The organism is Vibrio sp. SCSIO 43097 (assembly GCF_023650755.1).
In the GTDB taxonomy this organism is placed as follows: Bacteria; Pseudomonadota; Gammaproteobacteria; order Enterobacterales; family Vibrionaceae; genus Vibrio; species Vibrio alginolyticus.
The window spans coordinates 435415-449112 of the sequence record NZ_CP071840.1 but is presented as its reverse complement, the minus strand read 5'-3'; the positions used below and the strand labels follow the sequence as shown (position 1 = coordinate 449112).

Genomic DNA, 13698 nt, shown 5'->3' with positions numbered 1-13698 from the left:
GCATTAGAATAGCACGCTTTAATGTTTTGATTAAAGTCTAATACCATTGTGATCTATTGAGTCACCCTCTAGAACCCAAATCGTATTTCAACTTACGTGTGTAGCATTTTTGATTCGCGTTGCAGACATCGTTTCGTGAAGCTTTGAATTCGAACGCATTTATTCAGTAAAGCGATGGTTATGGCCTCTCTTTAATGCCAGTTTATGGCTTCTATTGAACCCAGGGAGATTGGAACACGTGAGAAAGTCGGCTTACGCAAGAAAGCTATTTCTGATCAGTATGGAAGATAATGCGCAAAAAAAAGTGGCGGCACTCGAAAAGTACATTGATATGAGCATCCCGGTGATTTCAACCGAAGCACTCATGGAAGCCAAGCCACAACACCGTAATAAAATTCTACTGATAGACTTCAGTGAACATAAATCACTTGTTCAATCGATCAAAAACTTGCCTCTTGTATGGAAAAACTTTGAAACCGTTGTCTTCAACGTGCCTAAAAGACTAACCACAGATGAACTTCTTTCATTTGGTCAATTAAAAGGTGTGTTTTATTCTGAAGATACGCTAGAGCAAATTGGAGAAGGGTTAAAAGGCATTGTTAACGGTCAAAACTGGCTGCCGCGTAATGTAACCAGTCAACTTTTACACTATTACCGCAATGTCATTAATACTCATACTGCACCAGCTACGGTAGACCTAACCATTCGTGAGCTACAAGTACTGCGTTGCCTACAAGCTGGCGCCTCGAACAGTCAGATGGCCGAAGAGTTATTCGTCAGTGAATTCACCATCAAATCGCACTTGTATCAGATATTCAAAAAGCTATCCGTAAAGAACCGAGTACAGGCAATCGCCTGGGCAGACCAAAACTTAATGTCGTGATGCAATGTTAGCGGCTCTGATAACTGAAATGACGAGTCGCTCATCTTTTTTCCGCACCGAGTCTCACATTTTTTCCTACTTTATTCATGATTCATTGATACCTCTCGTGTTAAAGTTATGCGCAGATTCTTGATAAAAACGAGATAGGATATTCCCCCAATGATAAAAAAATGTCTGTTCCCTGCTGCAGGCTATGGCACACGCTTCCTACCGGCAACGAAATCTATGCCAAAAGAGATGATGCCAGTCGTGAACAAACCGCTTATTGAATACGGTGTCGAAGAAGCAATCCAAGCTGGTATGAACGGCATGTGTATTGTGACAGGTCGTGGCAAGCACTCGATCATGGACCACTTTGATAAGAACTACGAACTGGAACATCAGATTAGCGGTACCAACAAAGAAGAGCTGTTGGTAGATATCCGTGAAATCATTGAATCTGCAAACTTCACTTATATACGTCAACGCGAAATGAAAGGCTTGGGCCACGCGATTCTAACTGGACGAGAATTGGTAGGCGATGAGCCATTTGCTGTTGTTCTTGCTGATGACCTTTGTGTGAACGAGCAAGAGGGCGTACTGGCTCAGATGGTGGCACTATTTAAGCAGTTCCGCTGTTCTATCGTTGCAGTGCAAGAAGTACCAGCCGAAGAAACACACAAATACGGCGTTATCTCTGGTGAAATGATCAAAGACGACATCTACCGCGTAGACGACATGGTAGAAAAACCAGAGAAAGGCACGGCGCCTAGCAACCTTGCTATCATTGGCCGCTACATCCTGACTCCCGATATTTTTGAACTGATCGAAAACACCGAACCTGGTAAAGGTGGTGAAATTCAAATCACTGACGCGCTGCTGAAGCAAGCAAAAGCGGGCTGTGTGTTGGCTTACAAATTCAAGGGTAAACGCTTTGACTGTGGTAGCGTTGAAGGTTACATCGAAGCAACTAACTATTGTTTTGAAAACCTGTATCTAAAAGATGAAAAAACCTCTGAGCTAGGTAAGCACGCAACACAAAAAGCAGTATAAAGCATCGTCTTAGTACGAAATTACTGTATCGAAAGCCCAGCACAACGCTGGGCTTTTTACTTTACTGTTTTTTTATCCAGTAATTTTCTTTGCACATTTCTCACACTATGTAATACTTGCCCCACTTGGTTATACATAGAGCAAAAACGATGGATAAAATAGAAGTTCGCGGTGCCCGAACCCATAACCTTAAAGACATTAATCTTACAATCCCTCGCGATAAACTGATTGTCATTACTGGACTAAGTGGCTCCGGTAAATCCTCTCTCGCTTTCGATACATTGTATGCAGAAGGCCAACGACGCTACGTAGAGTCTCTCTCTGCCTACGCTCGTCAGTTTTTGTCTCTGATGGAAAAACCCGATGTCGACCACATTGAAGGGTTATCACCTGCGATTTCTATTGAACAGAAATCTACTTCTCATAACCCGCGTTCAACCGTCGGTACAATTACCGAAGTCTACGACTACTTACGTCTATTGTATGCTCGTGTGGGCGAACCCCGCTGTCCAACGCATCATGCCCCTCTTGCCGCGCAAACCATCAGCCAAATGGTGGACAAAGTCCTAGAGATGCCGGAAGGCAGCAAAATGATGCTATTGGCGCCTATTGTCAAAGAACGTAAAGGTGAGCATGTTAAAACGCTTGAGAACTTAGCGGCTCAAGGCTTTATTCGTGCGCGTATTGATGGAGAAACTTGCGATCTTTCCGATCCTCCAACCCTTGAACTACATAAAAAGCACACCATTGAAGTTGTGGTAGACCGCTTTAAAGTTCGTCCAGACTTACAACAGCGCTTGGCCGAATCTTTCGAGACAACACTCGAATTATCAGGCGGAATTGCGGTTGTCGCGCCAATGGATGGCGACGGTGAAGAGATTATTTTCTCCGCCAACTTCGCTTGTCCACAATGTGGTTACAGCATGCAAGAGTTAGAGCCGCGACTTTTCTCATTCAACAACCCTGCTGGTGCATGTGGCACTTGTGATGGTTTGGGTGTTCAACAATACTTCGATCCAAGTCGAGTCATTCAAGATGATTCATTAAGCTTGGCACAAGGTGCGATTCGCGGTTGGGATCAAAAGAACTACTACTACTTCCAAATGCTCACCTCATTGGCCGATCATTATGGTTTTGACCTCCATGCCCCTTTTAATTCTCTGCCAAAGAAAACGCAAGATGTCATTCTAAAGGGCTCAGGTCGTACTGAGATTGAGTTTAAATACATCAACGATCGTGGCGATATTCGCGTTAAGCGTCATCCATTCGAAGGTATTCTGAATACCCTAGAACGTCGCTATCGTGATACAGAATCCAACTCTGTCCGTGAAGAGCTTGCGAAATACATCTCCACTAAATCTTGTTCAAGCTGTGGCGGTACTCGTCTACGCCTTGAAGCACGTAACGTGTTTATTGCTGATACGACACTACCTGAGATTGTTGAACTCAGCATTGCTGATGCATTGGAATTCTTCCATTCCTTGAAACTGGAAGGTCAACGCGCCCAAATCGCTGAAAAAGTGATGAAGGAAATCAACGACCGCCTGCAATTCTTAGTTAATGTCGGTTTGAACTACCTAAACTTATCACGCAGTGCGGAAACCTTATCAGGCGGTGAAGCTCAACGTATTCGTTTAGCAAGCCAAATTGGTGCAGGTCTTGTTGGTGTGATGTATGTTCTGGATGAACCGTCGATTGGCCTCCACCAGCGTGATAATGAACGACTCCTAAAAACACTGACTCATTTGCGCGATTTAGGTAATACCGTACTTGTGGTAGAACACGATGAAGATGCGATTCGCTGTGCAGATCATGTCATAGATATTGGTCCTGGTGCTGGCGTACATGGTGGTAATGTTGTTGCGGAAGGCACCATGGAAGAGATAGTCGCGAATCCGAATTCTCTGACAGGTCAGTACTTAAGTGGTGTTAAAGAAATCGCAGTACCGAAAGATCGCACGCCGCGAGATCCGAAAAAAACGGTTGAGCTATTAGGCGCAACAGGTAATAACCTTAAAAACGTTAACCTTTCAATTCCTGTTGGGTTATTCAGCTGTATTACAGGAGTATCTGGCTCAGGTAAATCAACGCTGATTAATGATACTTTCTTTAAAATTGCGCATACCCAACTTAACGGAGCGACAACGGCTCAGCCTTCACCTTATAAATCGATTAAAGGTCTAGAGCACTTCGATAAAGTCATCGATATCGATCAAAGCCCAATTGGCCGTACACCTCGCTCTAACCCTGCAACCTATACGGGGATCTTTACACCAATCCGTGAACTGTTTGCAGGCACACAGGAGTCGCGTTCTCGCGGTTACAAACCGGGCCGTTTTAGTTTTAACGTACGCGGTGGTCGTTGTGAGGCCTGTCAGGGTGACGGTGTTATCAAAGTAGAAATGCACTTCCTACCAGATGTTTATGTGCCATGTGATGTGTGTAAAGGTAAACGCTACAACCGTGAAACGCTCGAAGTACGTTACAAAGGTAAAACTATTGATGAAGTGCTAGAAATGACGGTCGAAGATGCACGCACCTTCTTCGATCCAGTTCCTGCCATCGCTCGCAAACTACAAACACTGATGGATGTGGGTTTGTCGTACATACGATTGGGTCAAGCGGCAACAACACTCTCCGGTGGTGAAGCACAGCGTGTGAAACTGGCGCGAGAGCTATCCAAACGTGATACAGGAAAAACCTTGTACATTTTGGATGAACCAACAACCGGCCTTCACTTCCATGATATCCAGCAGTTGCTCACTGTACTGCACAGACTTCGCGACCACGGAAATACTGTCGTGGTGATCGAGCATAACCTGGACGTCATTAAGACTGCGGACTGGATTATCGATCTTGGTCCTGAAGGGGGTCAGGGTGGCGGCGAGATAATCGCTCAAGGCACTCCGGAAGATGTGTCGCAAATCGAGGGTTCGCACACAGCTCACTTCCTTAAGCCTATGTTGAAGTAGAAAAAACAGGTAAAGTATCGAGACCAGCAAGTGCTGGTCTTTTTTCATTCAAAACAACGCAATAACTATGGCTACTATACATGTAAGTGGAACAAAGCTTTCTCCCGAAAAAGTACAGGTTCCCCTCAATCGCAAGTTTCTCATTGCCTTGGCAACACTATTTGTGTTGGCAATGCACTTTTTCATGCCCAACCCCGGCGGTTCGGGGCTTTCGCTTTCGTTCAATGCGACAACTTGGATTGCTTTTAGCTTTGCATTAGGCATTGGGTGTTACCAACTTGCGAATAATCGAGTACTACGTTACTCAAAACTAACCATCGGCTTGTTCATTAGTACTCTTATCATGACGGTGCCCATTCTGTACCCAAATGCGAATAGCAGTTTGGCAGCCAATAAGCTCATTGGCCTGTGGTGTGGTGTCCTGTTCTTTATTGTCTTACAACAATTTCATTTCAGTAATAAACATCGCCAACGCCTATTATGGTTCATTGTCCTTGCGGTTGTTATCGAAGCCATTTTTGGTTTGACACAATATCTGTATCTCAAACCAGGCAATCCGTTTGGTTACGACACGGTGGCCAATCGTCCTTATGGTATTTTCCAACAGCCCAATGTAATGGCCAGCTTTCTTGCGACAGGGTTGGTGATTGCCAGCTATTTACTTGCACGTCAGCCCTACAAATACGATCGTAAGTTAAGCGATGTTTACCTTCTCTATGCCGTACCAGTTTTAACTTTACCACTAATTGTGGCGTTGGCTTCACGCACTGGTTGGTTAGCCTCGGTCATCGCCGTGTTGTTGGTCATTCCATACATGTACCGCTTTGCAACCAAAGGGCGCTTTATCCGCTGGGTTGTGTCACTTGTAAGTGGGCTCTTACTCTCAGTCGTTGTCATGCATCTTGCCTTTCCTGATGGAGGTGGGTTAGCCGCAGAAAAAGTAAATATGGAGTCTCCTCGAGCGTATACTTTTCCACAAACATTAGACATGGTGATTGAAAAGCCTTTTACTGGTTATGGATATGGCAAGTTTGAATCTGAGTACATGCTGTATACGGCTCGTCAACATGCCCTAAATGAGAATTACCCAGCTGGTTTGCCAGCCATGGATCATCCGCATAATGAGCTACTTTACTGGGGAGTAGAAGGTGGCTTGCTGCCAATACTCGGCATCTTCTTAGCGATGGCACTGGTACTGTATCGAATCTATCAAGCCAAACGCGGAACTCGTCTTGCGTTGCTGGCCTTGTTTATACCTATCGTATTGCACTCGCAACTGGAATACCCTTTCTACCACTCTCTCGTGCATTGGTTGATCTTCGTTATCCTACTGTACTGGGTCGATCAGCGCGTCTCTCGTTATCGACAAGTCGGCTTTAGTAATGTAACCAAAAGCTTGCTGCGTGTTTTTAGTTTGGTACTTCCCGTTGCGTTTACGTTTTACATGGTAAGCGCATTACATACGAACTATGTATTGACGAAGTTTGAGACCACTAGACCAACTAACCCTGATATTCTGAATCAAGTCAGTAACCCTGTAGTTTGGAAAGACAGATTTGATTGGGATGTCTATAGCACGTTTTTAAACCTTGGGCTGTACCAACAAGACGCAACCTTGATCAAGCCTTATATCGATTGGTCGCTAAAAATCATCAAAGATAAGCCTCGCCCTGCATTTTATAATAATTTGATTTTGGCCTACCAAGGCTTAGATGACTCAAGTAAAGCGGAGCAAATTAGAGCTGAAGCGCAGTTTTTGTTCCCGAAGATTGATTTCAGTGACGTCAATTACCAACCACCTTCTCAAGCAATCTCTGCCTCACCAGCCCCCACTTCAGGAGCTGAGTAATAAATACCAAAAAGCGAAGGGATGACCTTCGCTTTTCTTTATCTCATTACTGTATGATTTTATTCAGTGAGTGACTCTTCTAACGCTTTTAAGCACAGCGCAACGTTTTCAGATCGAGCGCCGTAACCCATTAAGCCAATACGCCACGCTTTACCAGCTAATGCCCCAAGGCCTGCACCAATTTCTAGGTTATAGGTTTCTAGCAAGTGAGCACGAACTTTTGCTTCATCAATTCCTTCAGGCACGTAAATCGCATTTAATTGTGGCAACCGATGGGCTTCGTCCACAACAAATTCAAAGCCTAACTTTTGTAAGCCATTTTTGAGTTTTTCATGCATCAGTTGGTGACGAGCCCAAGCGTTTTCTAATCCTTCATTTTTCAGTATCAATAAAGCTTCATGAAGCGCATACAAGCTATTAACTGGCGCCGTATGATGGTAACTACGCTTGCCTTCTCCACTCCAATACCCCAAAACTAAACTCTGATCGAGGAACCAACTCTGTACTGGTGTTGTTCTTGCTTGAATCTTTTCAATCGCGGCAGTAGAAAACGTCACTGGTGAGAGCCCTGGTACACATGACAAACATTTTTGACTGCCAGAGTAAACCGCATCCAGTTGCCATTCATCCACTTTTAACGGCACACCACCAAGCGATGTCACCGCATCAACAATAGATAATGCATTATGCTGTTTCGCCAGCTTACCCAATGCTTGAGCATCACTGACTGCACCAGTTGAGGTTTCCGCATGCACAAAAGCAAGAATTTTTGTATCTGGGTGCTGTTCGAGTGCTTGCTCGACTTTATCAATGGAAACAGGCGTCCCCCATTCATCATCGACGATAACAACTTCGCCACCAGCACGGACGACATTTTCGCGCATGCGTTCACCAAATACACCGTTACGGCAGACGATCACTTTGTCGCCTTTCTCGATCAAGTTTACAAAGCAGGTTTCCATCCCTGCGCTACCAGGCGCTGAAACCGCAATAGTGAACTCATTGTCAGTTTGAAAGGCATACTTCAATAGCTGCTTGAGCTCATCCATCATACCGATAAACAGAGGATCAAGGTGACCTACCGTAGGACGGCTTAGTGCTTGTAACACTTGAGGATAAATATCAGAAGGACCAGGTCCCATTAAAATACGGTGAGGCGGAATAAAGCTTTGGATCGACATGTCAGCTCCTTGATTATCTTTTATCCTGAGCATTCTAAAAGTTCTATTCAATAACATGGCTCAGGTGTAGGGTTCTTCACCCTAATAGATTTTTCCTCTATCAGCAATTAGCCGTAAGTATGGAGGTCAAACCAGTGTCACAAAATCGTTAATAAAAAACACCATAACGGTTGAAATATTGATTGACATTAAGGCCTCAAAACCGTTCAATGTTTGAGCTTTATGTAGAAGAGGAGCGCTACCCAGGTAGATGATTTGTGGAACCGCAATTCCAACACCAATCATTGAGGGGGAGTAGTGCCGAGGTAAGTCAAAGTTGCAGGATTTGACTTGTCGGTTGAATTGGGCTGAATCCCATCAACTGTCATCAGCGCAGTCTGATGAAGGGCTTCTGAGGGTAAATTTTTCAAATAGCATTCTAAATACCTCTCTTTTTGCTCTGTTCCTTTTCTCACTAAACATTGGATGTACAATTTTTTAGGAAGTCGTGGGAGAACGCAGTGAGCGCATTTAACGTAGCTAAATTCGGTGGAACCAGTGTTGCCAACTTTGAGGCAATGAGTCGTTGCGCCACCATTATCGAAAACAATCCAAATACTCGCCTGGTCGTGAGCAGCGCTTGCTCTGGCGTCACCAACCTATTGGTAGAACTCGCCAACGGTGTTCAGGATCAAACGCACCGTACTGAGCTGCTGCAAAATCTGGCCAACATTCATGACGCCATTTTAACTCAGCTCGAAGACAGCACGAAAACTGCTGCCGAGGTGTATGGCATATTAGATACCGTAACCAGCCTGGCCGAGGCTGCATCTATCCAAGCTAGTGCGAAGTTAACCGATCATTTAGTCGCATGTGGCGAACTCATGTCGACGCATATTCTAACTCAGTTAATGTGTGAGCGAGGCATTCAAGCTGTGCGCTTTGATATCCGCGATGTGCTGCGTACTGATGACAACTTTGGTCGCGCAGAGCCAAACATTGAAGCAATTTCGACGCTTGCGCAAGATAAACTCGTACCACTTTGCCAACAATCCGTTGTTGTTACTCAAGGCTTCATAGGATCTGACGAAGCCGGTAATACAACAACACTAGGTCGAGGAGGCAGCGATTACAGCGCCGCCTTAATTGCTGAGAGCGTCAAAGCGGCAGGGTTAGAAATCTGGACTGATGTTCCGGGCATCTACACAACAGACCCGCGAATTGCGCCAAAAGCCTCACCAATTCCTGAGATCAGCTTTAGTGAAGCTTCAGAAATGGCTAACTTTGGCGCTAAAATCCTTCACCCTTCTACGCTAGTACCTGCATTGCGCCACGACATTCCGGTATTTGTGGGGTCATCGAAAGAGCCTGAAAAAGGGGGAACTTGGATTCGCCACCAAGTCGAAAGCTCACCGTTATTCCGTGCGCTAGCTTTGCGTTGTAACCAAACCATGGTAACGCTACGCAGCGCCAATATGTTCCACGCATACGGTTTCTTAGCAAAGGTCTTTGAGATCCTTGCAAAGCATAAGATCTCTGTCGATTTGATCACGACATCTGAAATCAGTGTATCGTTAACACTTGATCAAACTGATACATCTGGCGGAGCACCACAGCTGCCGCAAGCTGCACGAGAGGAGTTAGAAGAGTTATGTAAGGTAGAAGTTGAACATGACCTATGCCTCGTTGCTCTCATTGGTAACAACATGAGTGAGAGTAAAGGCTACGCGAAACAGGTTTTTGGCACGCTAGAAGATTTTAACCTACGCATGATTTGTTATGGCGCTAGCCCTCACAACTTATGCTTCTTGCTCCATGAATCGGTATCGAAACAAGCCATACAAAAACTCCACACGGAGTTGTTTGAGAAGTAAGTTCAACTCAATAAAACAAAGGGCTGCGTATCTGCAGCCCTTTGTTGTTTCATTAGTTGTTATATTTGGACGAGGTAAACATCAATTTAACCATTAATGTTTGGCCCTAACCATTTTTCAGCCTCGATCCTATCCCACCCCTTACGATCGGCGTAACTCTCTAGCTGATCTTCTTGGATCTGTGCGATCGCAAAGTAACGTGAGTCAGGATGAGAGAAGTACCAACCAGATACTGACGCACCCGGATACATTGCATAGCTGGAGGTTAGAGTCATGCCAATATTCTCTTCCACATTAAGTAGCTCCCAAAGCGGTCCTTTTTCAGTATGCTCAGGGCACGCTGGATAACCTGGTGCAGGGCGAATACCTTGGTATTTTTCACGAATGAGATCATCGTTAGATAAATCTTCATCCGCAGCATAACCCCAAATTTCTTTACGGACACGCTCATGCAAATACTCAGCAAACGCTTCGGCTAGGCGATCCGCCACCGCTTGAATCATAATTGCGTTGTAATCATCTCCCTGTGCTTTGTATTCATCAGCAAGCTCTCGTTCACCAATACCACCAGTGACAGCAAATGCCCCTATCCAATCATGCTTACCCGACTCTTTAGGTGCGATGTAGTCGGATAAACAATAGTTGAATCCTTTTGGTTTCTCGGTCTGTTGTCGCAAGTTACGTAATACTTTCACAACGTCGGTACGAGTTTCATCAGCATAAACTTCAATGTCGTCCCCCACGCTAGCAGCAGGGAATAAGCCACACATTCCACGCGCTTTTAACAGACCTTCTCGCTCAACTCGATCAAGTATCTCGTTGGCATCTTCGAATAAACGTTTTGCTTCTTCACCAACTTCTTCATGTTGGAAAATTGTTGGATACTTACCCACAAGTGACCAAGTCATAAAGAATGGTGTCCAATCGATGTATTGACGTAATATAGCCACATCAAAATCATCGAAGATATGAATGCCAGGCTTAACAGGCACTGGAGGGGTGTAAGCTTCCCAATCGATAGCAACTTTATTCGCTCGAGCCGCTTCTAATGTCACTGGTTTGGTTCTCGGTTTCTTTCGATTATGTTGATCACGTACTCGTTCGTAATCAGCTTCAAGTTTTTCAACAAATTCAGGGCGACGTTCATCTGACAGAAGAGAAGTACATACGCCCACTGCACGTGAGGCGTTGTTCACGTAAACCACTGGATGCTTGTAATTTTGCTCAATCTTAACTGCTGTATGGGCTTTTGACGTTGTTGCGCCACCGATGAGAAGAGGTAAGTTAAAGTCGAGACGCTCCATCTCTTTGGCAACATGCACCATTTCGTCTAATGAAGGCGTGATCAACCCTGATAAACCAATAATATCGACGTTTTCTTCTTGCGCTACTTTTAAGATCTTTTCGCAAGGAACCATGACACCAAGATCGATAATTTCGTAGTTATTGCACTGCAATACAACGCCTACGATATTTTTCCCGATATCATGTACATCACCTTTGACCGTCGCTAGCAAAATCTTACCGTTTGTTTGTCCCACCTGCTTTTCTGCATTGATGTAGGGCTCCAGATGCGCGACTGCTTGCTTCATCACTCGGGCAGATTTTACGACCTGAGGAAGGAACATTTTACCTTCACCAAACAAGTCTCCGACGACGTTCATCCCATCCATTAGTGGGCCTTCAATCACCTCTAATGGCTTTGAAGCGTTGACACGAGCCTCTTCGGTATCATCAACGATGAACTCAGTTATTCCTTTCACTAACGCGTGCTCTAAGCGCTTTTCAACAGGCCAAGTTCTCCACTCAAGTGCAGAGGCATCCTCCTCTTTACCTACCCCTTTGCCTGCATATTCCGCCGCGATATCTAACAATCTCTCAGTGGCGTCATCACGACGATTAAGAACGACATCTTCCACAGCCTCACGCAATTTTTCAGGCACGTTATCGTAGATTTCTAACTGACCCGCATTCACAATCCCCATATCCATACCATTTTTAAAACAGTGGTAGAGGAACACCGCGTGAATCGCTTCACGTACATAGTTATTGCCACGGAAAGAGAATGAGACGTTAGAAACACCACCCGAGATCATCGCGTGTGGTAAATCACGTTTGATATCGCCAACGGCTTCAATGAAATCCACCGCGTAGTTATTATGCTCCTCGATCCCCGTAGCAATGGCAAAAATGTTTGGGTCAAAAATGATGTCTTCTGGTGGAAAGCCCACTTCATCAACAAGAATTCGGTAAGCGTTGGTACAAATTTCTACTTTGCGCTCACGTGTATCTGCTTGCCCAATCTCATCAAACGCCATCACAATCACAGCCGCACCGTAACGGCGGATCAACTTAGCTTGTTCAACGAATTTCTCTTTGCCTTCTTTGAGAGAGATCGAGTTAACAATGCCTTTTCCTTGGATGCACTTAAGACCGGCTTCAATAACCTCCCACTTGGAAGAGTCAACCATGATTGGTACTTTTGAGATTTCAGGTTCTGACGCACAAAGGTTTAAAAAGCGAACCATACAAGCTTGTGCATCCAACATGCCTTCATCCATGTTGATATCGATAATTTGAGCGCCATTTTCAACTTGTTGACGAGCCACATCGAGCGCTTCATCGTACAGTTCTTCTTTAATCAAGCGCTTAAAACGCGCAGAACCGGTTACATTCGTACGCTCACCGACATTGATAAATAAAGAGTCTTTATCAATCGCGAGTGGCTCTAGGCCAGACAAGCGACAAGCAACGGGAAGTTCAGGTAATTGACGAGGGGCGATATTTTCAACCGCGAGTGCCATTTGGCGAATGTGCTCAGGAGTTGTACCACAACACCCACCAATCAAGTTTAAAAAGCCACTTTGAGCCCACTCTTTAACATGCTTAGCCATATCTTCTGGCGACAAATCGTATTCGCCGAATGCATTCGGAAGCCCAGCATTTGGGTGAGCGGAAACAAAAGATTCTGATATACGAGAGAGCTCTTCAACATAAGGACGCAGCTCATCTGGACCAAGTGCACAGTTCAAACCAAACGAAATCGGTTTAACATGACGTAATGAGTTGTAAAACGCTTCTGTGGTTTGACCGGATAATGTCCGACCGGAAGCATCAGTAATAGTCCCCGAGATCATCACAGGTAACTCAATACTCATCTCTTCAAACACACTTTCAACAGCAAATGAACAAGCCTTAGCGTTAAGCGTATCGAAGATGGTCTCGATAAGAATAAGGTCTGAACCACCTTTAATAAGCGCTCGAGTCGATTCAGAGTAAGCCTCAACTAACTCGTCGAAAGAAACATTTCGATATCCGGGGTCATTTACATCAGGAGAAATAGAACAAGTTCGGTTTGTCGGCCCTAAAACCCCTGCGACATAACGTGGTTTATCGGGTGTTTTTGCGGTCCATTCGTCTGCAACTTCACGTGCAAGCTTGGCAGCTGCAAAGTTAATTTCTTCACTTAGGCTTTCCATCTCGTAGTCAGCCATCGCAATGGTTGTTGCGTTAAAAGTGTTGGTCTCAAGAATATCTGCACCCGCTTCTAAATATGCAGCGTGAATTTCCTTGATAAGTTGAGGCTGACTTAGAACCAACAGGTCGTTGTTACCTTTTAGATCACAATGCCAATCCGCAAAGCGCGTTCCTCGATAGTCTTGCTCTTCAAGTTTGTACCCTTGAATCATGGTTCCCATACCACCATCAATCAAAAGAATACGTTGCTTCAATTGAGCTTCAATCTGTTGTCTTACGTTACTTCCCACAGTACAGCCTCATTCCTTTAGTTATCTTTCCATCCTATCACACAAACTTCAGGAGTCTAGACGTCTAAACGTGGAATTAATGATTATTTTATCTCCTTCTTAACTTACAAAATAATCACGAAAAAATGTTTGCTATTTAAGCAGCATCAGCCGAGAATTCC

General features: G+C 44.7%; 7 protein-coding genes and 1 riboswitch. Of the genes, 5 read left to right on the top strand and 2 right to left on the bottom strand.

Annotated features, from left to right (window positions below; translation table 11 throughout):
- The first annotated feature begins 238 nt into the window (after window positions 1-238).
- From J4N40_RS02130 to J4N40_RS02115, 4 genes are all read left to right on the top strand, one after another.
- The gene (locus J4N40_RS02130; protein ID WP_033907423.1) at window positions 239-883 is read left to right on the top strand and encodes a LuxR C-terminal-related transcriptional regulator; all 645 of its coding nucleotides are present in this window, start codon (window positions 239-241) and stop codon (window positions 881-883) included.
- 159 nt (window positions 884-1042) lie between these two features.
- On the top strand, window positions 1043-1915 hold the full coding sequence (gene galU, locus J4N40_RS02125; protein ID WP_005381239.1) for a UTP--glucose-1-phosphate uridylyltransferase GalU: 873 nt from the start codon (window positions 1043-1045) through the stop codon (window positions 1913-1915).
- Between the two features lie 149 nt (window positions 1916-2064).
- Window positions 2065-4887 (top strand): excinuclease ABC subunit UvrA, encoded by a 2823-nt coding sequence (gene uvrA / locus J4N40_RS02120; RefSeq protein WP_005381241.1) that lies wholly within the window; start codon window positions 2065-2067, stop codon window positions 4885-4887.
- 67 nt (window positions 4888-4954) lie between these two features.
- Complete coding sequence (locus J4N40_RS02115; RefSeq protein ID WP_031779063.1) at window positions 4955-6736, top strand: PglL family O-oligosaccharyltransferase; 1782 nt, start codon at window positions 4955-4957, stop codon at window positions 6734-6736.
- Between the two features lie 59 nt (window positions 6737-6795).
- Here the strand turns inward: J4N40_RS02115 and J4N40_RS02110 are convergent, their stop codons facing one another.
- Entirely contained in the window at window positions 6796-7917 is a 1122-nt protein-coding gene (locus J4N40_RS02110) for a pyridoxal-phosphate-dependent aminotransferase family protein (protein WP_005381245.1), read from the bottom strand.
- 220 nt (window positions 7918-8137) lie between these two features.
- A riboswitch (Lysine riboswitch) is annotated at window positions 8138-8316 on the top strand.
- A 101-nt stretch (window positions 8317-8417) separates the two neighbouring features.
- Between J4N40_RS02110 and lysC the strand changes: the two genes are divergently transcribed.
- Window positions 8418-9770: a lysine-sensitive aspartokinase 3 gene (gene lysC, locus J4N40_RS02105; RefSeq protein ID WP_017821324.1), complete on the top strand. Its 1353-nt coding sequence runs from the start codon at window positions 8418-8420 to the stop codon at window positions 9768-9770.
- An 86-nt stretch (window positions 9771-9856) separates the two neighbouring features.
- Here the strand turns inward: lysC and metH are convergent, their stop codons facing one another.
- Window positions 9857-13537, bottom strand: coding sequence for a methionine synthase (metH, locus tag J4N40_RS02100; protein ID WP_172563478.1), 3681 nt, complete (start codon window positions 13535-13537; stop codon window positions 9857-9859).
- Between the last annotated feature and the right edge of the window lie 161 nt (window positions 13538-13698).